Source organism: Pseudomonas extremorientalis, from assembly GCF_001870465.1.
Classification (GTDB): Bacteria; Pseudomonadota; Gammaproteobacteria; order Pseudomonadales; family Pseudomonadaceae; genus Aquipseudomonas; species Aquipseudomonas extremorientalis.
This window is the reverse complement of record NZ_MDGK01000015.1, coordinates 493350-514983: the sequence shown is the minus strand read 5'-3', so window position 1 is coordinate 514983 and position 21634 is coordinate 493350. Positions and strand designations below refer to the sequence as shown.

At 60.6% G+C, this 21634-nt stretch carries 20 protein-coding genes; 10 read left to right on the top strand and 10 right to left on the bottom strand.

Annotation, left to right across the window (positions count from 1 at the left end):
* Nucleotides 1–55 precede the first annotated feature (55 nt).
* Nucleotides 56–1282: an aminotransferase class I/II-fold pyridoxal phosphate-dependent enzyme gene (locus BFN10_RS06105; RefSeq protein ID WP_071488906.1), complete on the top strand. Its 1227-nt coding sequence runs from the start codon at nt 56–58 to the stop codon at nt 1280–1282.
* A 99-nt stretch (nt 1283–1381) separates the two neighbouring features.
* The gene (locus tag BFN10_RS06100) at nt 1382–2539 is read left to right on the top strand and encodes an MFS transporter (RefSeq protein WP_071488905.1); all 1158 of its coding nucleotides are present in this window, start codon (nt 1382–1384) and stop codon (nt 2537–2539) included.
* Here the strand turns inward: BFN10_RS06100 and yiaY are convergent.
* Entirely contained in the window at nt 2536–3684 is a 1149-nt protein-coding gene (yiaY, locus tag BFN10_RS06095) for an L-threonine dehydrogenase (RefSeq protein ID WP_071488904.1), read from the bottom strand. The genes BFN10_RS06100 and yiaY overlap by 4 nt on opposite strands.
* A gap of 123 nt (nt 3685–3807) precedes the next feature.
* Here yiaY and BFN10_RS06090 point away from each other — a divergent pair, with 123 nt between their 5' ends.
* Nucleotides 3808–4824: a DUF4917 family protein gene (locus BFN10_RS06090; protein WP_071488903.1), complete on the top strand. Its 1017-nt coding sequence runs from the start codon at nt 3808–3810 to the stop codon at nt 4822–4824.
* On the opposite strand, the gene BFN10_RS06085 is transcribed toward BFN10_RS06090, so the two are convergent.
* The gene (locus tag BFN10_RS06085; RefSeq protein WP_071488902.1) at nt 4825–5352 is read right to left on the bottom strand and encodes a helix-turn-helix domain-containing protein; all 528 of its coding nucleotides are present in this window, start codon (nt 5350–5352) and stop codon (nt 4825–4827) included.
* Nucleotides 5353–5511: 159 nt separating this feature from the next.
* On the opposite strand from BFN10_RS06085, the gene BFN10_RS06080 reads away from it, so the two are divergent.
* A complete protein-coding gene (locus tag BFN10_RS06080; RefSeq protein ID WP_071488901.1) occupies nt 5512–6294 on the top strand; it encodes an aldolase in 783 nt (260 codons plus the stop codon).
* Between the two features lie 28 nt (nt 6295–6322).
* Complete coding sequence (locus BFN10_RS06075) at nt 6323–7201, top strand: dihydrodipicolinate synthase family protein (protein WP_071488900.1); 879 nt, start codon at nt 6323–6325, stop codon at nt 7199–7201.
* Nucleotides 7202–7252: 51 nt separating this feature from the next.
* Here BFN10_RS06075 and BFN10_RS06070 read toward each other — a convergent pair whose 3' ends face one another.
* The gene (locus BFN10_RS06070; protein ID WP_071488899.1) at nt 7253–7585 is read right to left on the bottom strand and encodes a YegP family protein; all 333 of its coding nucleotides are present in this window, start codon (nt 7583–7585) and stop codon (nt 7253–7255) included.
* Nucleotides 7586–7759: 174 nt separating this feature from the next.
* On the opposite strand from BFN10_RS06070, the gene BFN10_RS06065 reads away from it, so the two are divergent.
* The 4 genes from BFN10_RS06065 (at nt 7760) to BFN10_RS06050 (ending at nt 12948) form a co-directional block, all read left to right on the top strand.
* A complete protein-coding gene (locus BFN10_RS06065; RefSeq protein ID WP_071488898.1) occupies nt 7760–8299 on the top strand; it encodes an RNA polymerase sigma factor in 540 nt (179 codons plus the stop codon).
* The gene (locus tag BFN10_RS06060; protein ID WP_071488897.1) at nt 8296–9264 is read left to right on the top strand and encodes a FecR family protein; all 969 of its coding nucleotides are present in this window, start codon (nt 8296–8298) and stop codon (nt 9262–9264) included. The genes BFN10_RS06065 and BFN10_RS06060 overlap by 4 nt, the downstream gene beginning before the upstream one ends.
* A 128-nt stretch (nt 9265–9392) precedes the next feature.
* The gene (locus tag BFN10_RS06055) at nt 9393–11945 is read left to right on the top strand and encodes a TonB-dependent receptor (protein WP_071488896.1); all 2553 of its coding nucleotides are present in this window, start codon (nt 9393–9395) and stop codon (nt 11943–11945) included.
* A 100-nt stretch (nt 11946–12045) separates the two neighbouring features.
* Nucleotides 12046–12948 (top strand): DMT family transporter, encoded by a 903-nt coding sequence (locus tag BFN10_RS06050; RefSeq protein WP_071488895.1) that lies wholly within the window; start codon nt 12046–12048, stop codon nt 12946–12948.
* Here BFN10_RS06050 and BFN10_RS06045 read toward each other — a convergent pair.
* The 4 genes from BFN10_RS06045 to BFN10_RS06030 form a co-directional block, all read right to left on the bottom strand.
* Nucleotides 12936–14138 (bottom strand): class I SAM-dependent methyltransferase, encoded by a 1203-nt coding sequence (locus BFN10_RS06045; protein ID WP_071488894.1) that lies wholly within the window; start codon nt 14136–14138, stop codon nt 12936–12938. The genes BFN10_RS06050 and BFN10_RS06045 overlap by 13 nt on opposite strands.
* A 250-nt stretch (nt 14139–14388) precedes the next feature.
* Entirely contained in the window at nt 14389–15006 is a 618-nt protein-coding gene (locus BFN10_RS06040; RefSeq protein ID WP_071488893.1) for a TPM domain-containing protein, read from the bottom strand.
* A gap of 28 nt (nt 15007–15034) precedes the next feature.
* Nucleotides 15035–15763, bottom strand: coding sequence for a TPM domain-containing protein (locus tag BFN10_RS29875; RefSeq protein WP_071488892.1), 729 nt, complete (start codon nt 15761–15763; stop codon nt 15035–15037).
* An 18-nt stretch (nt 15764–15781) separates the two neighbouring features.
* Entirely contained in the window at nt 15782–16393 is a 612-nt protein-coding gene (locus tag BFN10_RS06030; RefSeq protein WP_058425190.1) for a LemA family protein, read from the bottom strand.
* A gap of 226 nt (nt 16394–16619) precedes the next feature.
* Between BFN10_RS06030 and bglX the strand changes: the two genes are divergently transcribed.
* Nucleotides 16620–18911, top strand: coding sequence for a beta-glucosidase BglX (gene bglX, locus BFN10_RS06025; protein ID WP_071488891.1), 2292 nt, complete (start codon nt 16620–16622; stop codon nt 18909–18911).
* 113 nt (nt 18912–19024) lie between these two features.
* Here the strand turns inward: bglX and BFN10_RS06020 are convergent, their stop codons facing one another.
* Genes BFN10_RS06020 through BFN10_RS06010 form a run of 3 tightly spaced genes read right to left on the bottom strand, consistent with a single transcriptional unit; the run spans nt 19025 to nt 21585 of the window.
* Nucleotides 19025–20182, bottom strand: coding sequence for a phospholipase D-like domain-containing protein (locus tag BFN10_RS06020; RefSeq protein ID WP_071488890.1), 1158 nt, complete (start codon nt 20180–20182; stop codon nt 19025–19027).
* Nucleotide 20183: 1 nt separating this feature from the next.
* On the bottom strand, nt 20184–20774 hold the full coding sequence (locus BFN10_RS06015; RefSeq protein ID WP_071488889.1) for a YceI family protein: 591 nt from the start codon (nt 20772–20774) through the stop codon (nt 20184–20186).
* A 52-nt stretch (nt 20775–20826) separates the two neighbouring features.
* Nucleotides 20827–21585: an IclR family transcriptional regulator gene (locus tag BFN10_RS06010; protein ID WP_033902706.1), complete on the bottom strand. Its 759-nt coding sequence runs from the start codon at nt 21583–21585 to the stop codon at nt 20827–20829.
* Between the last annotated feature and the right edge of the window lie 49 nt (nt 21586–21634).

Sequence of the window (21634 nt, the reverse complement as noted above, 5' to 3'; positions counted from 1 at the left end):
ACCTTCAAAAAAATTCCCATTAGTGTTATTTCTCTCCATCGCCAAGGACAGAAAAATGGAAAGCTCCAGGTCAACCAACAAATTCTCAAACTATAAAAAAATCATTCAAACCTCCAACCAAGACTGGGAATCGGCCAAAGAAGGACTAACCTGTGAACTTAATGCAATCATCAAAAGCAACAACTGCTTTGTCGACCAATACGGCCGTGAACTTCAACATTTCTGCACCACCTCCTACCTCGGACTTGATTACAACCAGCAAATACTGGATGGCGCTATCGAAGGGATACTCAAAGCCAAGACCCTGCGAGTAGCGAACTCAAAAAATAGATGCAAGCTGGACATGCTCGAACAATATGAAACAGCGCTTTCAACGCTTTTCGACTCAATCTGTCTGAGCACCTTATCTTGCAGCGCGGCCAGCGCTGGATTACTGCCCTTACTTGCCAGCGGAGCGTTTACCAAAAACGTCCCCCCTACAATGATATTCGACAGACATTCTCACTATTCAATGAACTATATGAAGGCCTCCTGCGCGGATGAAACAGAAGTAATAACAGCGCCGCATAATGACATAGACTTCATTGAAGAATCATGTAAGAAACACAAGAAAGTCGCCTACGTAGCCGATGGCATCTACAGCATGGGTGGAAAGGCGGATATTGACGGTTTGATCTACCTTAAATCCCGCTATGGTCTATTTTTATATCTGGACGACTCGCATGCTCTGTCGGCTTTTGGGGAGAAAGGAAAAGGCTTCATCCGCCCTAATTTTGAAACGCTAGACGATCAAACCTTAATCGTTGCATCGCTCGGCAAATCATTCGGCGCTAGTGGAGGACTGGTTATGTTTGGTACCGAAAAACAAAAAAGTCTCATGCATCGATACGGTGGACCCAGCAACTGGTCCCAGAGTCTAAATTCTGCCGCTATTGGCGCTGGCCTTGCCTCTGTAAAAATTCACCAAACGAAGGAACTGACTCTTCTTCAAGATAAACTCCTCGCCAACATCCAATTATTTGACAGACTTATTGAAACTGCGCAGTACGGCACGAGTACTGCAATCCGTCTCGTGGCCTGCGGCGAGGCGCAACAAGCGAACACAATCGCAGCACAACTCGCCGACAGTGGCTTCTTCACGTCAGCTGTATTTTTCCCTGTTGTTCCCAGAGGAAGGGCCGCAATTCGTATAACGCTTCGAGCAGATATGACCCATGAAACAATACGTTTATTTTGCTCAAGGCTCCTGAGTCTGATAGAAGAAAATAAACGTGCTCGCTGAATTACACACGTTTCAAAAATGAAGAGTTTCAAACGGCACGATTCATATAACCCGACTTCCGACGATTTGTTCAGAACTCACGCTGGCGGTTTCCTCGTCTTGAAAAATACCACCACCCTTGTCATAGCCTGCAGTGCCGCCTTCCTCGCCCAAGTCGGCATCAGCAGCTACCTGCCCGCCGTCCCCACGATTGCACATGCACTCCCCGCCGCCGAAGACCACGTCGCGCTGGCGCTGGCGATCTACTTGGTCGGCATGGCATTGCCGATGTTGCTGTGGGGCAGCCTGGGCGAACGCTTTGGGCGTAAGCCGGTGCTGTTGGCGGCGCTTTGCGTGTATGCGCTAGCGAGTGCGGCGATTCCCTCGGCGTTCAGCGTTGAAGTCTTCTTGGCGTTGCGGCTGGTTCAAGGGTTGGGGGCAGGCGGTGTTTCGGTGATGGCGCGGGTGTTGGTGCGTGACAGCTTCAGCGGTGCATTGCTGGCAAAAGCGTTGTCATGGCTGGGCATGACTTTCGTGATTGCTTTGGGCATCGGTCAATTCGTTGGGTCGTTGTTGCAGGTGGTCTTCGGCTGGGAGGCGATCTTCTACGGATTGGCGATTGGCGCAGTCGGTTTGATGCTGGTGTTGAACCGGGTGATATTCCCTGCACGGGTAAAGGTCGATACATCGGCATCTGCCTGGCGTATCTACGCCATGATCATGCAGCATCCGCCGTTTCTGCACGCGGCGTTGGTCGGTGGCCTGGGTTATGGGGTGATCATCGCCTTCAACACCTGTGCACCGTTGATTCTGCAAGGGCGTTTCGAGTGGAGCGCGGCGCAATATGGCTGGCTGGGTTGGCCAATCAGCGTGGCGTATCTGGCGGGGGCATTAACGGTCAATCGCTTCGTCGCTCGCACGGGGCGGCTGAAAATGATGGGTTGGGGCATGACCCTGGTTCTAACGGGAACGGCTGTGATGTTGCTGAGCAGTGTGTTTGCTGGCGGAATCGCTGTCTTGCTGTGGCTGCCTTACTGCGTGGCGGTGCTGGGGCAAGCGATGAGTTACCCGATCAGTTTGTCCCTGGCCAACGATGCCTCACCGGTGAGCGGCTCCTACGCCATGGCGTTGAGCGGCTTCATGCATCAGTTGATGGCCGCGTTGATCGGCGGCGTGGCGAGCCTGCTGGTGAGTCAACAGGCCTGGCCGTTGGCGGTTTTATGTGTGGTGTTGGCGGGCGCCGCATCGATATGCGTCGCCCGTTCTCGGATGGATTAAAACGCGCTGCGAAAGATCTCCTCGATCTGCCGCTGGTCCGCGCGGCGTGGGTTGGTGAGGCCGCATGCGTCCTTCAACGCGTTGCTCGCCAGCAGTGGAATGTCCTGCAGTTTGGCGCCGAGTTCGCGCAACCCCGCCGGGATTTCGACGTCGTGGGCCAGGCTGCGAATCGCGGCGATGGCGGCCTGGGCGCCCTCTTCATCGGTGATGCCCTTGATGTCCGCACCCAACGCTCGGCCTACGTCGCTCAGGCGTTTGGCGCTGACGCTGGCGTTGAAGCTTTGTACGTGGGGCAACAACACCGCGTTGCACACGCCGTGGGGCAGGTCGTAGAAACCGCCCAGTTGGTGGGCCATGGCGTGTACGAAACCCAGGGATGCATTGTTGAACGCCATGCCGGCGAGGAACTGCGCGTAGGCCATGTTTTCCCGTGCGGCCTTGTCGGTGCCGTCGCGAACGGCCAGGCGCAGGTTGGCGCTGATCAGTTCGATGGCCTTGATCGCACAGGCGTCGGTGATCGGTGTGGCGGCGGTGGACACGTAGGCTTCGATGGCGTGGGTCAACGCGTCCATGCCGGTGGCGGCGGTGAGGCCCTTGGGCATGCCGACCATCAGCGCCGGGTCGTTGACCGACAGCAGCGGCGTGACGTTGCGGTCGACAATGGCCATTTTCACGTGGCGGCTTTCGTCGGTGATGATGCAGAAGCGGGTCATCTCGCTGGCGGTGCCGGCGGTGGTGTTGATGGCCACCAGCGGCAGTTGCGGTTTGCTCGATTGGTCGACGCCTTCGTAGTCGCTGATATGCCCGCCGTTGGTGGCGCACAGCGCAATACCCTTGGCGCAGTCGTGGGGCGAGCCGCCGCCCAGGGACACCACGAAATCGCAGGCGCTCTGCTGCAACAGCGCCAGGCCTTTCTCGACGTTGTCCACATTGGGGTTGGGCTTGGCGCCGTCGTAGATCACCGAATCGATGTCCTGCATCGCCAGTTTCTCGGCGATCATGCTGGCTACGCCGGCCTTGGCCAGACCGGCATCGGTGACGATCAACGCCTTGCGAAAACCATAGTTGCGGATGGCGATCATGGCTTCGTCGAGGCAGTCGGTGCCCATGATGTTGACGGCGGGGATGAAGAAGGTGCTGCTCATGGTCAATCCTCAGAGGCTTTATGCCTACAGAATCAACCGATCACGCGTTCTGCATCTTGATCAGGATCAACGCTCGCTCGTGATAAAGTCACCGTCCAGCCGATTTCGAGTAGACCCGCCCCGATGAAGGATTTCCAGGATATAGACGCCCACCTTGAAGACTGGAGCGCACTGCGCGCGAGCCTCGACTTCAGCGGGATTCTGATCGGCAACGGCGCCAGCCGCACGATTTGGGAAGACTTTGCCTACGACTCGCTGTTCGAAAACGCTCGCACCGTCGAAGAAAAACCCCTCGGCCAATCCGAACTCAGCGTGTTCGATGCCCTGCAAACCCGCAGCTTCGAGCAGGCCCTGGGCGCGTTGAAGACCACCAGCCGGGTCAACAAGGCCCTGGCCGTCAGTTCGGCGGCACCGCGCAACCGCTATTACGCGATCAAGGAAGCGTTGATCAATACCATCCACGCCGTGCATATCCCCTGGCGCCTGGTGCAACCGTCGACGCTGGCGACCCTCAACACGGAGTTGCAGCACTACGCGACGGTGTTCACCAGCAACTACGACTTGCTCAACTACTGGGCGACGCTGCACACGCCGGGCATCGACGATCTGTTCCGCAGCGCCGACGCCAGCTTCGACCTGCGCAACACCCGTACCGACGCCACGCGTATTTTGTACCTGCACGGCGGCCTGCACCTGGTGCGCAACCTCGACGGCACCGCGCGCAAACTGCCGACCACCGATAGCACCTTGCTCAGCAGTTTTGCGATCAACAACACCATCAAGACCCTGGACGATGTGCCGCTGTTCGTCAACGAGGGCAAGGTGCAAGAGAAGCTCAAGACCATCCGCAGTTCGGATTACCTGTCGTTCTGTTATGAGCAACTGCTGAACCACCGGGGCGCGCTGTGCATCTTTGGCCACGAGCTGGGGGCGCAGGATCAGCACTTGGTGGATGCGATTCGCCAGGCCGATGTGACAACCCTGGCGATCTCGGTGTCGGGGCGCAGCGATGGGTTTATTCGTCAGCAGAAGCGGCGGTATTCGCAATTGTTCGATGGGGCTGGAGTGGCGCTGAAGTTCTTTGCGGCGCGTACCCATCCATTGGGTAATCCGGCGCTGTCAGTTCCTGTCGAACGCTGATCACTCTTCGCCGCTGTGCACCACCACCAATAGCTGCGCCTGCACCGGCCCCACCGAACGCAACCGATGGGGCTTCTGCGCATTGAAGTGCAATGCATCGCCCCGCTCCAGGATCACCCGTTCATTCATGAAGTCCACCTCTACCTGGCCTTCATGCACGAACAGAAACTCTTCGCCCAGATGCTCCTTGAAGGTCTTGTCGGTGAACTCCGCCGGCGGGTAGATGATGAACGGCAGCAGGCTGCGTTCACTGACCTGATGGGCCAGCACCGCATAACCGGGCGAGGTGTCGGGCCGCTCATGGCTGCGCACCAGGCTGTAGCTGTCCAGGCTGACGCTGTCTTCGCTGAACAGTTCCTCGACCTTCACGTTCAATGCCTTGGCCAGTTTCAGCGCGGCGGCAATCGATGGCGTGTTGAGCCCGCGCTCGACCTTGGACAGGTAACTCTTGGTCATCCCGGACTTTTCGGCCAGGGCCTCCAGGGTGACGCCAAGTTTTTTTCTCAATAATTTCAAACGGATAGACATGCGCTGCGGTTAATCCATGCAGTAAGCGATGAGCTGTGCTTGCCAATGACACAAAGTGTCATATAGCATCTTTAGTGTCATTTGCCTTCACCCAACGACCTTGCGAGCAGCGGGAGACAGCAAATCCGACGTCCATTGAACCCTCCAAAGGACACCGACATGGCCAAGACATTAGCACTCCCGAAAGACCAACTGGTCAAGCAAGCGCTGACCCAGATGCAAAACACCCTGGCGGATAATACGTGGACCGACCGGCAAAAGCTGGCGCTCACGTGTCGCATCCTGTTCGAGAACGGCCACGACTCCGGCCTGGCCGGGCAGATCACCGCGCGCGGGCCGGAACAGGGCACCTATTACACCCAGCAACTGGGCCTGGGGTTTGACGAGATCACCGCCAGCAACCTGTTGCTGGTGAACGAGGATCTTGAGGTGCTGGAAGGCCACGGCATTCCCAACCCGGCCAACCGTTTTCACAGCTGGGTGTACCGTGGGCGGCCGGATGTGAATTGCATCATCCACACGCACCCCACGCACATCGCCGCGCTGTCGATGCTGGAAGTCCCGTTGCAGGTGTCCCATATGGACCTCTGCCCGCTGTACGAAGACTGCGCGTTCCTGGAGACCTGGCCGGGTGTGCCGGTGGGCAACGAAGAAGGCGAAATCATCACCACGGCTTTGGGTGACAAACGCGCGATCCTGCTCTCGCACCACGGCCAGTTGTCCACCGGGGCGAGCATCGAGGAAGCCTGTGTGATCGCGCAGTTGATCGAGCGCGCGGCCAAGTTGCAGTTGCTGGCGATGGCGGCCGGCACCATCAAGCCGATCCTGCCGGCGCTGGGGCGCGAGGCCCATGCCTGGATTTCCCGGCCCAAGCGCCATGGCGCCGCGTTCAACTACTACGCCCGGCAGAACCTGCGCCAACACGCCGATTGCCTGAACTGACCTGCCCTTTTTCGACCGGAGACTTTCCATGTCCAGCCCAACCATCCACGGCATCATCGGCTACACCATCACCCCGTTCAGCGCCGACGGCCAACGCATCGACCTCGACGCCCTGGGCCGTTCCATCGACCGCCTGATCGCCAGCGGCGTACACGCCATCGCGCCGTTGGGCAGCACCGGCGAAGGCGCCTACTTGAGCGATGCCGAGTGGGATGAAGTCAGCGCCTACAGCCTGGCCAAGATTGCCCGGCGCGTACCGACCATCGTCAGCGTGTCCGACCTGACCACCGCCAAGGCCGTGCGCCGCGCGCGCTACGCCGAGGCCAATGGCGCCGATGCGGTGATGGTGCTGCCGGCGTCTTACTGGAAGCTCAGCGAAGCGGAAATCCTCGCCCACTACGCCGCGATCGGCGACAGCATCGGCGTGCCGATCATGCTCTACAACAACCCGGCCACCAGTGGCACGGACATGTCGGTGGACTTGATCCTGCGCATCATCAAGCAAGTGGCCAACGTGACCATGGTCAAGGAGAGCACCGGGGATATCCAGCGCATGCACCAGTTGCATCGCCACAGCGACGTGCCGTTCTACAACGGCTGCAACCCGCTGGCGCTGGAGGCCTTCGTGGCGGGCGCCAAGGGTTGGTGTACGGCGGCGCCGAACCTGATCCCACAGCTCAACCTGGACTTGTACGACGCGGTATTGAGCAATGATCTGAACCAGGCCCAGGCGCTGTTTTACCGCCAGTTGCCATTGCTGGAGTTCATCCTCAAGGGCGGGTTACCGGCGACAATCAAGGCCGGGCTGCGGTTGACCGGGCTGGAAGCGGGTGATCCACGGTTGCCGGTGTTCCCATTGGGTGAAACAGCACGCAATCAATTGAAGGCGCTGCTGGACGTCGCCTGAAAAAACGCCCCGGTTCTTGCGAGCCGGGGCATTTTGGTTTTTGCGACACTTTCAAGTCTTGTCTTTGATCGTGGTCGTCGGGCCATTGGCCTTTACGCTTGCAATGCCATTGTCCCGTGCCGCTGTCGAGGAATACTGCTCGCTGGTACCAATCACTTGGTGATTGGCAGCCTTGAGGTTAAAAAACGGCTGGCCATTGCTGGCCACTTTTTTCTCATAGCGCTCGTCATGCGGGCTGTTGGTCTGCACGGAAGCAATACCGTTTTCGGCTGCGTTGCGGGTGACGTAAAGCTCGCTGGTCAAAATGGTTTCTGCGTTCGCCGCCTTCAACTCGAAACGGAACTGCCCGTTGCTGCTTTTGCTCAACTCATACCATCCAGCCATGACTCTCTCCTTATCAAGTGGGATTTTGTTCACCTGCTTGTAGGATTAAAGGTCATACCCGGCTGATTACCAGCCATGGACTCAGCGACTGTCATTTATCCGAATGACAAATGACAATAGTTCTCGATATCATTCACGACTTTTCCACGTCGTGCTTCGTCAAGAAGGATATCCATGTCTCGTCCCAAGCCCGACCCGTTGTCGGCCGATGCCTTTCGCGGGTTTTATACAGACATCCTGTATTTCCTGCGCAAACGCACCGACAACGCCAGCGACGCGGCGGACATGACCCAGGATGTCTTCACACAGTGGCTGGACTACCGCGACCGGGCCAAGGTCGAGCAGCCACGGGCGTTTCTGTTCCAGATGGCGCGCAACCTGCTGCGTGATCACTGGCGCAAACAGAAGGTACGGCACACCGTCCACTCTGATCAGGCCGAAATGGATGCGGAGCCTGTCACCGACGAGCAAAACGACCCCATGGCCGCCGCGCAACGCTTGCAACGCCTGGAACAGTTGAAAGAAGTCCTCGCCGAACTCTCGCCCCGCAGGCGAGAAGCCCTTATGCTGCACCGCTTCGAAGGCCTGAGCCAGGCGCAGATCGCCGAGCGCATGGGCATTTCGACCAGCATGGTGGAAAAGCACATCGCTTTTGCCCTGCTGCATTGCAAGCGACGCCTTCAACACGAACCCGGCACGGAGCAGCCAGAATGAACCGCCTGAGCGACACTGACGTGCAGGACATCGAAGACAGCGACGCCATCGATGCCCAAGCCGCCAGCTGGTTTGCGCGCAACCGCAATGGCGTGGGGCGTGCCGAGCGAAAAGCCTTTGCCGCCTGGCAGGCCGAGCCCGCCCATGCCCGCGCCTATGCCGAATTCGAGCAACTATGGGCAGACCTGGCCCAATTGCAGCAACTGAACAAACCCATGGCGCTGCCCAAGCGCAAACCGTCGGTGTGGCGCCCTGCCCTGGCCGTGGCAGCCGCGTTGCTGTGCGCGGTGTTGGCTACCCCTATCGGCGCCCCCCGCGAGCTGTATCACACCCAGGTCGCGGCCCATGCCAAAGGCATGCGCACCCTCAACCTGCCCGATGGCAGCACCTTGTATGTGAATGCCAACACCCGCGTACGCGTGGATTTCACCGCACACCAGCGCATCCTGCACCTGGACAAGGGCCAGCTGTACATCGAAGTGGCCGCCGACAAGGAACGGCCGCTGTTCGTGCAAGCCGGCGAGGCCAATGTGCGCGTGGTCGGTACCGGCTTCGATGTGCGCCGCAGCCAGCAGCAACTGGTGGTCAGCGTCGCCCATGGCCAGGTCGCCTTCGAGCCGGACGCGAAAAGCCCCATCACCCTGCTCGGCGCCCGGCAACGTGCGATCTTCAGCTACGCCAAGGGCACATTGCAGCAGCAGACCCTCGCCCCCGAAGAGGTCGCCGACTGGCGCAGTGGTCATCTGGCGTTTCGCAACCGCGAGCTGGCCAGCCTGGTCGATGAGTTGAGCCTGTATCGCCCCCAGGCGCCACTGCAGGTCAGTAACACCGTGGCGCATCTGAAAGTCTCGGGCAATCTGGATGTGAATGATCCCGACGCCCTGCTCAACGCCCTGCCCGCCTTGCTGCCGGTGAAAACGGTGATGTCGACCGACGGCATCGTGGGGATCGAACCGAGCAAATAACCCCACTGAATTCTTATTTGAGAATATTTTGCATTCGCAGGTGTGGATTTTTTCAGCTGCACCGTCTTCCTCCGGTCTGAGTTCGATACGCACACCTTTTCGGCCAGTTGGCCATACCGGGGGATTTCATGTTTCGCGCGCCTTGCCACGCTTCGCACCTGTTTCTTCGACCGACCCTCATCGCCAGCTGCCTGGTATTGAGCCTCAGTGCCCAGGCCGAGGCATTCACGCTGCCAGCCCAGGCGCTGGCCACATCCCTGAGCCAGGTGGCGCAGCAGGCTCAGATCCAGTTGCTGTTCGACGAAGAGCTGCTCAAGAACGTGCAGGCGCCCGCGCTCAACGGCGACTTTACGCCGGAAGTGGCGATTCGCACCCTGCTGAAAAACGGCGAGTTCACCCTGATCAAGGTTGGCAGCACTTATGTCGTGCGCCCCGATGAGGGCAAGACCACCAACAGCGGCGCAATCCAACTGGACGCCTTGAGCGTGATAGGCACTGGTACCGAGGTCGACTCCAGCACCGTCGGCCGCTCGACCCTGAGCCAGGAAGACATCGACCGCTACCAGTCCAACAACATCCCCAGCCTGCTGCAGACCCTGCCCGGCGTGAGCCAGGGCGGTTCGCTGAAGCCTGGCGGCCAGACCATCAACATCCGTGGTTTTGGCGATGCCGAAGACGTGCCGCTGACCGTCGATGGCGCCACCAAGAGCGGCTTTGAGCGCTATCAACAAGGCACCGTATTCATCGAGCCCGAGCTGATCAAAAGCATTGAGGTGGAGAAAGGCCCCAACTCGCCATTCACTGGCAACGGCGGTTTCGGCGGCACGGTCAACATGACCACCAAGGACGCCCCCGACCTGCTCAAGGACGGCCGCAACAGCGGTGCGATGCTCAAATACGGTTACTCCAGCAACGACCACGAGCAGGTCTACAGCAGCGCCGTGTATGGTCGCACCGACGACGGACGCTTTGATGCCCTGGCTTACCTGACCCAACGCGACGGCGACGACATGAAGGTGGCCGCCAAATTACCCAACGAGAACAACCAATACCCGATCAACCCCCAGCGCCTGCCGAACTCCGCCCAGAACGTCGACGGCAAGCTGTTCAAGGTCAACGCCCACTTCACCGAAGAGCACGCCGTTGGCTTGTCCTACTCGCGTTCACACAGCGACCGTTGGACACCGTTTTCTGCCGCCAGCTATCCCACGCCGCCCACCCAGGCCAATATTGACCGCTATGGCTACGAAGCGGCACTCAAGCGTTTTCTGGCCCACCGCGACACCGTCGACACCACCTGGTCCGGCAAATATGAATACACCCCGCTGGACAACCCGCTGGTGGACCTGACCGTCAAGTACTCCCAGTCCAACACCGACCAGACCGACGAACGCGACGCCACGGCGTTTTTCCAACTGGCCACCGGCGGGCGCAAGATGGACACCGCCTACACCGACAAGAACCTCGACATACGCAACGTCAGCCTGTTTGATACAGGTCCCTTGCAGCATGCCGTCACGGTCGGCGGCCAAATCCGCAAGCACATCCGCGAAACCGAGATGTGGATGCCGGGTACCACGTACAACACCCCACGCTATAACTATGGGCATTTCCAGCCAGGCTTCATGCCCCATGGCAAGGTCGATACCAACAGTTTCTTCGTACAGGATGCCGTCACGCTGGGCGACGTCACCATCACGCCATCGATGCGCTACGACCATGTCCGCAACCGTGGCGAAGCCAACGATGCGCCGTACTACAGCAATCCCGACCCGTCCGTCGGCCACGATTACAGCGACCGCACCTACACTGGCTGGTCGCCGCGCCTGGCGGTGTTCTGGACCGTCAACCCGAACCTGGGGCTATTCGCCAACTGGAGCAAGACCTGGCGTGCGCCGGTGATCGACGAGCAGTACGAAGTTCAAGGCCTGGGCAACCGCACCGCCACCAGCGTCGACCTCGACCCGGAACGCATCACCTCGATCAGCGTGGGCAGCGTCAGCAGCTTCGACAACCTGATCGCCCATGACGACAACCTGCAGCTGCGCACCACCTTCTTCCACAACAAAGTCGAAGACGAGATTTTCAAGGCCACAGGTGTCGGCTGCCAGAACCAGGCCATCAATGGCGGGACCATCTCCACCGCCTGCCCGCCGGGGGCCATGTCCAACTACCGCAACATCGGCGGGCTGACCATCAAGGGCTTCGAGCTCGAATCGTTCTACAACTCCACCTACCTGTTCGGCTCGGTATCGTTCGCTTATGCCAAGGGTGACCACCAAGGTGCGTACACCAACCCGTGGGGCCCGAACGTGGCCGCGCGCGATATTCCGCCGACCAAATGGGTGCTGGTGGTGGGCACCAATATTCCGGCGTGGGATGCCCAGGTCGGCTGGACGGGCCAGTTCGTCGGGGCAACCACACGTTTGCCCAGTGATAAATACTCCGGCGGCCCTGGCAGTAGCGTGGGTGATCTGTTCTACGACCAGTACGGCAACAAGCGCTACAACACCCAGGGCCTGTTCGCCAAATGGAAACCCCAACAGGCTTATCTGAAAGGCACCGAGGTGAACTTCACCGTGGACAACCTGTTCAACAACAACTTCCGCCCGGCACTGAGCGGCGACCGCGCCTACACCAAGGGCCGTGATGCCAAGGTCAGCATCACCCGCTTCTTCTGAAAAACTGTACGGATAAATCCGCACTCAGCTGTAGGCCCGCAACCGGCGGGGGATGTGGCTAGATGGGCTTCCCTTGAAGCCCTCTCGTTTTGGTTGCCCCATGAGTTCGCGCGAAAATACCGGCATGGCCCTCGGCCTGCTGGGCGTCATCATCTTCAGCCTGACCCTGCCCTTCACCCGCATCGTGGTGCAGGAAATCCACCCGTTGCTCAACGGCCTGGGCCGAGCGTTGTTTGCGGCGATCCCGGCGGCGGCGCTGTTGCTGTGGCGCCGCGAACGCTGGCCGACCTGGCGCCAGGTGCGCGGGCTGTGCCTGGTGATCGCGGGGGTGATCCTCGGTTTCCCGGTGCTGTCAGCCTGGGCCATGCAGACCTTGCCGGCGTCCCACGGCGCATTGGTCAACGGCCTGCAACCGCTGTGCGTGGCGCTGTATGCGGCGTGGCTGTCCCATGAGCGGCCATCGAAAGCTTTCTGGGCCTGCGCAGCGCTGGGCAGTGGATTGGTGTTGAGTTACGCGCTGATTACCGGCGCCGGTAGCATCCAGGCCGGTGATTTGCTGATGCTCGGTGCGATTGCGGTGGGCGGCCTGGGGTATGCCGAAGGCGGTCGATTGGCCAAGGAAATGGGCGGCTGGCAGGTGATCTGCTGGGCGCTGGTGCTGTCGACGCCGGTGCTGATCGGCCCGGTGTGGTACCTGGCGGCGCAGCATCAAGGCGCGATTTCGATGCGCGCGTGGTGGGCGTTTGGCTATGTGTCGCTGTTCTCACAGTTCCTGGGGTTCTTTGCCTGGTACGCCGGGTTGGCCATGGGCGGGATTGCGCGGGTCAGCCAGATCCAGCTGTTGCAGATCTTCTTCACCATCGCGTTTTCGGCGCTGTTTTTTGGTGAACACATCGAGCCGATAACCTGGCTGTTTGCGTGTGGGGTGATCGTGACGGTGATGCTGGGGCGCAAGACGGCGGTGCGACCTGCGCCCGTAGCATTGGCCGATCAGGCCAGGTAACCATCCGCGCGCAGCAGGGTTTCCAGGCAGTGTTCGGTGATGTGGTAGAACGCCTTGAGTTGCTGGATCTTCTCCAGCAACTGCGCGTTGTCCAGTGGCTCTGAGCGTTTTACGGCCAGGATCATCTTGTTCTTGTTGGTGTGCTCCAACGAGATGAACTCGAACACCTTGGTCTCATAACCGCAGGCTTCGAGGAACAACGCCCGCAAACTGTCGGTGACCATTTCGGCCTGCTGGCCCAGGTGCAGGCCGTATTGCAGCATCGGCTTGAGCAGCACCGGGCTCTGGATCTGCAGGCGGATCTGTTTGTGGCAGCACGGCGAGCACATGATGATCGACGCGCCGGAACGGATGCCGGTGTGGATCGCATAGTCGGTGGCAATGTCGCAGGCATGCAGGGCGATCATCACCTCCAGTTCGCTGGGGGCCACGCTGCGCACGTCGCCACACTTGAACACCAGCCCAGGGTGCTCCAGGCGGGCGGCGGCGATGTTGCACAGGGTCACCATGTCTTCGCGCAATTCAACGCCGGTCACTTCGCCCTCGGCCTTGAGGGTGTTGCGCAGGTAGTCGTGGATGGCGAACGTCAGGTAGCCCTTGCCCGAGCCGAAGTCGGCAACGCGCACCGGCTGGTCCAGCTTCAGCGGTGACGAGGTCAGCGCATGGCTGAACACTTCGATGAACTTGTTGATCTGCTTCCATTTGCGCGACATCGACGGGATCAGCGCCTGCCTGGCGTCAGTCACCCCCAGGTCGGCGAGGAACGGCCGGCTCAGGTCAAGGAAGCGGTTTTTCTCGCGGTTATGCTCAGCCGATGGCGCTTCGCGCAGTTGCTGCGGCTTGCTTCTGAACAGCGAGCTTTTGTTCTTCTTGCTGTATTCCAGCTGGGCTTCGTCGGTCAGCGACAGCAGGTGCGCGTTCTTGAACGGGGCCGGCAGCAACTCGGCAATCGCTGCCACACCCTCGGCCACCGGGAAGTTCTTGGTGATATCGCGGGTCTTATAGCGGTAGACGAAGGACAGGCACGGCTGCTCCTTGACCGTTACCGGCTTGATGATCAGCCGTTGCAACTCGGCTTCATCGCCGACGTACTTGGCCAGCACCAGCTTGATAAAGGCATTCTGCGCGAGGCTTGCGCTCAGCAGTTCGATGAACTGGGCATGATGATCCGGTTGAGCAGTGACAGACATGAACAAAAACGCCTCGGGCAGGGAATGCCGGGCATTTTAGGGGGTATAGCGATTCAGGGCACGGGGTTATTTGATCAGTGGTCATTGGATGGAACACCACAGAACCCAATGTGGGAGGGGCGGTGCGACGGTTCGACTTGCCCCCGATAGCAGTAGATCAGCCAATGAATCGGGTGACTGACACACCGCTATCGGGGGCAAGTCGAACCGTCGCACCGCCCCTCCCACATTTTTTGCCCAACACTGAGTTTTATTCGAGTACGACCAGGCGATTGGGCAGTTCATTGCGGGTTTGCGTCACCGGCACATGTACCTTCAACAACTCGCCACAGGCCTCGATGCACGCCACAAACCCCGCCAGCGTCTGCCCTTGCTTCACCTGCTGGGTAAATGCCTTGACGATCCCATCCCAGTTGCTGTCATCCAGGCGACTGGAAATGCCGTCATCCACCAGGATCTCCACGTACCGCTCGGCCTCACTGACAAAAATCAGCACACCGGTGCTGCCCAGGGTGTGATGCAGGTTCTGCTCGAGGAACTGGCGTCGCGCCAGGTTGGAGGCGCGCCAGTGGCGCACCGAACGCGGGATCAACCGTGTCGTCACCTTGGGCAGGCGGAACACCAGGCACAGCACGATGAAGGTCGCCCATTGCGCCAGCAGCAAGGTGTACATGGTCAGGTAGCCCGACAGGTAATGCACCACTCCCGGCACCACCAACGCGATCAGGCTGGCCCACAGCAGCGGGATGTAGGCGTAGTCATCGGCGCGGGCGGCCAGCACGGTCACCAGCTCCGCGTCGGTGGTCTTTTCCACGCGGGCGATCGCCTCAGCGACTTGGCGCTGCTCGTGTTCAGTCAGTAATGCCATGGTTGTGCTTGCTCTCTCATTATTATCATCACCAGCCGCCTGAAGCCCCGCCACCGCCAAAGCCGCCACCGCCGCCGCGGAAACCACCGCCGCCGCCCCCGCCACCACCGCCGCGTCCGCTGCTGCTGAGAATCGCCAGCAGGATCGCGCCCACCGGCAGGCCCAGGCGATTGCACAGCCACAACACGCCGATCAGCAGGATAAACAGACCGATGGAAAACCCGGGATTATCCTTGGCAAAGTTGGCGTCCGCCACATGGGCCGGCACGGCCAGCGGTTCGCCGCTCACCACCTGCACCATCGCCGCCACACCGTCGCTGATGCCCTGGCTGAAGTTACCGGCCTTGAACTTGGGTGCAATCACCTGGTTGATGATCACCCACGACTGCGCATCGGTGAGCACACCTTCCAGGCCGTAGCCGACTTCGATGCGCAATTTGCGCTCATCGCGGGCGACGATCAACAGCGCGCCGTTGTCCTTGCCCTTTTGGCCGATGCCCCACTGGCGGCCCAGTTGATAACCGAAGTCCTCAATCGGCACGCCCTGCAGGTCGGGCACGGTGACCACCACGATCTGGTCGCCGGACGTCTGCTCCAGCGCCTGCAATTGCTGGGTCAGTTGCGCACGCGTGGCCGGGTCGATCATCTGGGCGTTGTCCACCACCCGCCCGGTCAGCGCCGGGAGAGTCAGCGCCGCCTGGGCCACGCCCACGCAGGCCAGAAGCCACAGCGCCAGGCCTATCCGTAATAAACGCATCGACACCTCAGCGCAGCCTTATTTGAACTTCACTTGCGGCGCTTTATCGGCATCGGCACTGGTGGCTTCAAACGTGGCGCGGACCGGCAAGTCGCTGTACATCACGCTGTGCCACAGGCGGCCAGGGAAGGTGCGGATCTCGGTGTTGTAGGCCTGCACCGCCTGGATGAAATCGCGACGGGCCACGGCGATACGGTTTTCGGTGCCTTCAAGCTGGGATTGCAGGGCCAGGAAGTTCTGGTTGGCCTTAAGGTCCGGGTAGCGCTCGGACACCACCATCAAACGACTGAGCGCGCCGCTCAAGCCGTCCTGGGCTTGCTGGAACTGCTTGAGTTTTTCCGGGTTGTCGAGGGTGCTGGCATCCACCTGGATCGAGGTGGCCTTGGCCCGCGCTTCGATCACGGCGGTGAGGGTGTCCTGCTCATGGGCGGCATAGCCCTTGACCACTTCCACCAGGTTGGGGATCAGGTCGGCGCGGCGTTGGTACTGGTTCTGCACCTGGCCCCAGGCGGCCTTGGCCTGTTCGTCCAGGGTCGGGATGTTGTTGATGCCGCAACCGCTGAGCACCGTACCGATCAATAGCAAAACCGCGGCTTTCAAGCCCCAGCGGTAACCTTGTGCTGCTTGCATGGTGTTTCTCCTGGCGAACCTTGATGGAATTGGGCACCGGTAAGGCATAATCCGCTGCCACGACTGGATTGCATCGAATCAATCAGCTAAAAAGATGCCCACCGCTAATAAGAGTTCCGAAGTGTGCGGCATTTGTCGGTATAACACTCGAACAACAACATTACGTTCACCACATTTTGGCAGAACAGCGCATTTTCGCTGTGCAGTGAGCCGAAAAAGGATATTCATGAAGAAGCTGTGTTTGCTCGGCCTTGTTGCCACGCTGGCCACCCACCCCGCCTGGGCAGAAACAAAGCCTGCTGCGCTCAAGGACAAGGACGCCTTCGTCAGCGACCTGCTCAAGCAGATGACCCTCGATGAAAAGATCGGCCAATTGCGCCTGATCAGCATCGGCCCCGAAATGCCCCGCGAGCTGATCCGCAAGGAAATCGCCGCCGGCCGCATCGGTGGCACGTTCAACTCCATCACTCGCCCGGAAAACCGTCCGATGCAGGACGCGGCCATGCGCAGCCGCTTGAAGATCCCGATGTTTTTCGCCTACGACGTGATCCACGGCCACCGCACCATCTTCCCGATCAGCCTGGCCCTGGCCTCCAGCTGGGACATGGACGCCATCGGCCGCTCCGGGCGCATCGCCGCCCAGGAAGCCGCCGCCGACAGCCTCGACATCACCTTCGCGCCGATGGTCGACATCTCCCGCGACCCGCGCTGGGGGCGTACCTCCGAAGGTTTCGGTGAAGACACCTACCTGGTCTCGCGCATTGCCGAAGTGATGGTCAAGGCCTTTCAGGGCGTCAGCCCCGCGAATGCCGACAGCATCATGGCCAGCGTCAAACACTTCGCCCTGTATGGCGCAGTGGAAGGCGGCCGCGACTACAACGTGGTCGACATGAGCCCGGTCAAGATGTACCAGGACTACCTGCCGCCGTACCACGCGGCGATCAAGGCCGGTTCCGGCGGCGTAATGGTGGCGCTGAACTCGATCAACGGCGTGCCCGCCACCGCCAATACCTGGCTGATGAACGACCTGCTGCGCAAGGACTGGGGCTTCAAGGGCCTGGCCGTGAGCGACCATGGCGCGATCTTCGAACTGATCAAGCACGGCGTGGCCAAGGATGGGCGTGAAGCCGCGAAACTGGCGATCAAGGCCGGCATCGACATGAGCATGAACGACACGCTGTACGGCAAGGAACTGCCCGGCCTGCTCAAGTCCGGCGAGATCGAACAAAGTGACATCGACAACGCCGTGCGCGAAGTGCTCGGCGCCAAGTACGACATGGGCCTGTTCAAGGACCCGTACCTGCGCATCGGCAAGGCCGAGGATGACCCGGCCGACACCTACGCCGAAAGCCGCCTGCACCGCAGCGAGGCCCGCGACATCGCGCGCCGTAGCCTGGTGTTGCTGAAAAACCGGGACAACACCCTGCCGCTGAAAAAATCCGCGACCATCGCCCTGGTCGGTCCGTTGGCCAAGGCGCCGATCGACATGATGGGCAGCTGGGCCGCCGCCGGCAAACCCGAGCAATCGGTGACCCTGCTCGACGGCATGAACGCGGTGATCGGCGAAAAAGGCAAGATCATCTATGCCCGTGGCGCCAACATCACCAACGACAAGGCAGTGGTCGACTACCTGAACTTCCTCAACTTCGATGCGCCGGAAGTGGTCGATGACACCCGACCAGCCCAAGTGATGATTGACGAAGCGGTCAAGGCTGCCAAGGATGCCGATGTGGTGGTGGCCGCCGTGGGCGAGTCCCGTGGCATGTCCCACGAATCCTCCAGCCGCACCGACCTGAACATCCCGCAAAGCCAGCGCGACCTGATCAAAGCCCTCAAAGCCACCGGCAAGCCGCTGGTCCTGGTGCTGATGAACGGTCGCCCGCTGTCGATTCTGGAAGAGAACCAACAGGCCGACGCCATCCTGGAAACCTGGTTCGCCGGCACCGAAGGCGGCAACGCCATCGCCGACGTGCTGTTCGGCGACTACAACCCGTCGGGCAAGCTGCCGATCACCTTCCCGCGTTCGGTGGGGCAGATTCCGACCTACTACAACCACCTGACCATCGGCCGACCATTCACCCCAGGCAAACCGGGCAACTACACTTCGCAGTACTTCGATGACACCACCGGGCCGCTGTTCCCGTTTGGGTATGGCTTGAGCTACACCACATTCGGCCTGTCGGACATGGCGCTGTCGTCCACCACCCTGAACAAGACCGGCAAGCTCGACGCCAGCGTGACGGTGAAGAACACCGGCAAGGTCGATGGCGAAACCGTGGTGCAGCTGTATATCCAGGACGTGGCCGGTTCGATGATCCGCCCGATCAAGGAGCTGAAGAACTTCCAGAAGGTCATGCTCAAGGCGGGCGAAGAGCGCACCTTGCACTTCACCATCACCGAGGAAGACTTGAAGTTCTACAACACCCAGCTCAAGTACGCGGCCGAGCCAGGCGAGTTCAATGTGCAGATCGGGTTGGATTCCCAGGACGTACAACAGCAAACCTTCGAACTGCTGTAAACATGTGGGAGGGGGCTTGCCCCCGATAGCGGTGGTTCAGTCAATATTTTCAGTGACTGACACCCTGCAATCGGGGGCGAGCCCCCTCCCACATTTGCCTCCCAGTGAACTGGCTAGCCGCGTCTATCCAGAAGGTTCACCACCAACCGATCAATCCACCCCCACACCCGCTGCTTCACCCGCCGCCACAACGGCCGCGACTTCCACGCCTCCAGGCTCACCGCCTGGCTCTGGGCAAAATCCCGCTCGAAACTGCCCGCCACCGCCCGCGTCAATTCAGGGTCCAACGCCTCCAGGTTGGCATCCAGGTTGAAGCGCAGGTTCCAGTGGTCGAAGTTGCACGAGCCCACACTGACCCAGTCATCCACCAGCACCATCTTCAGGTGCAGGAAACACGGCTGATACTCAAAAATCTGCACGCCCGAACGCAGTAAACGTGGGTAGTAACGATGCCCGGCATAGCGCACGGACGGGTGATCGGTACGCGGGCCGGTGAGCAGCAAACGCACTTCCACACCCCGCCCCGCCGCCCGGCGCAGAGCACGACGCACGCCCCAGGTCGGCAGGAAGTACGGAGTCGCCAACCAGATACGCGTCTTGCTGCTGTTCAAGGCACGGATCAACGATTGCAAAATGTCCCGGTGTTGGCGGGCATCGGCATAGGCCACACGCCCCAGACCCGGTCCGGTGGCGGGCATCCTGGGCAAGCGTGGCAAGCCGAAATGGGTGGCGGGTTTCCAGGCGCGGCGCGCGTTGTTGGCGTGCCATTGGCGGTCGAACAGGGCTTGCCAGTCGAGCACCAGGGGGCCGCTGATTTGCACCATCACTTCGTGCCAGTCGGCACTGTCGTTGCCCGGCGTCCAGAATTCATCGGTCACGCCGGTGCCGCCGACAAAGGCGATGTCCTGGTCGATCAACAGCAGTTTGCGATGGTCGCGGTACAGGTTGCGCATCCAGCGGCGCCAGCGCAGGCGATTGTAGAAGCGCAGTTCCACACCGGCATCGGTCAAGCGCCTGCGCAGCCCGAGGGTAAACGCCAGGCTGCCGTAATCATCGAACAGGCAGCGCACCTGCACACCGCGTTCGGCGGCCAGCACCAGCGCCTGCACCATGGCTTCGGCGCAGGCGCCGGCTTCCACCAGGTACAACTCCAGCTCGACTTGCCGCTCGGCGCGGGCGATACCCACCAGCATCTGCGGGAAAAAACTCGGCCCGTCGATCAACAACTCGAAACGGTTGGCGCTGCGCCACGGGAACACCGCGCCACTCACGTCAGCGCGCCGTAAAGATCAGCACCGCACCCACCGGCACCGACAGACTGATCGACTTGAGCCCCGCCGCCTTGCGCAGTGCGGCCACACCCGGCGCCAGGTCGAAGTCCTCGGCATGCACCACCAGCGGCTCCAGGGTGACCACCTGGAAACGCCGGTCATCCAGGCGCGTGGCCAGCAGCTCGGCGCTGTAGGTCTGGGTCTTGCCGTGCAGCGTCACGGATAACGGCAGGCGCAATTCAAGCTGCGCGCCGGGGGCCAGGTCGTTGATGGGTTGCAGGTTGATTTGCGCGTTGATCAGCGCCTCGGGGAACGTCTTGATCTCGAACAGCTGATTGCGCATGCGCTCGTCGCGCAGCGGGATGCCGCTGTTGACGGACTCCAGCTCCACCTCAAGCTGCGCCGCGCCCTTGCTGTCGACCTTGCCATGCAACACCAGGAAGCGATGCACTTCGGCGATTTCGGTGTTCTTGGTGGTGACGAACGACAGCCGCGAGGACTCGTTATCCAGGTACCAGTCGGCATGGGCAGGCACGGCAGCGGCGGCCAACAGGGCGAAAGCCAGGGGTTTGATCACAGAAGCGTTGAACATTGCAGACTCGTGGGGCGAAAAACCTGGACGAACCTTAACCGGATCGCGAGGGTTACGCCAATGCGCGCTGCACTTCGCGCACCGTCTCTTCCAGGCTGGCCAGGTGCAGGTTCAACACCCGCTCAACCGGCGCCTGATGCATCGGCCAATGCAGCGCCATGCTCCCAACCAAGCGACCATTGGCGCGCACTGGCAAGGCCACGGCGCGAATCAGAAACGGCAGGCGCACCGGATACTCCCAATACCCCTCGGTGCGCTGGCCGAAGCCCTGATGCTGGGTTTGTTCGCAGGCCTGGTACTGCTCGTCCGCCGCCACCTGGTCGCGGCCCGCCAAACGTTGAACCTCTTCGGCCGGCAATTGGGTCAGGCAGGCCTTGCCCATCGCTGAATGAAACAGGCTGGCGTGCTGGCCGACGATCTGGCAATTGTTCGGGTAGAGCTTGCGCAACACACTGGGAATCGCGCTTTCCATGACCTCCAGGCGCTCGCCATCAAAACAGGACAAATCCACCACCAACCCGGTGCGCTCACTGAGCTCCAGCAGCCAAGGCGCTGCGCTTTCCACCACCTGGCGCTTGAAGCGTTGCTGGGTGTCGCCGAACAAACGTTGGGCACGCAGGCGGTAACGACGATCGCTCAAGCCGCGATAGACCCAACCCTGCTCCTGCAACGTCAGCAACATGCGCGACACTGTGGCCTTGGGCAGACGTGTGAGGTAATGCAACTCCTCCAGCCCCAGGGCCTGGTGCTCGCCCAGCAACTCGACGATTGCCAGTGCGCGCTCGACCGAGCGTACGGTGCCTGTCTCCATGTTCGATCTCCCTGTTGCCGATGGATGATCATTGTTCACAGCAAGATAC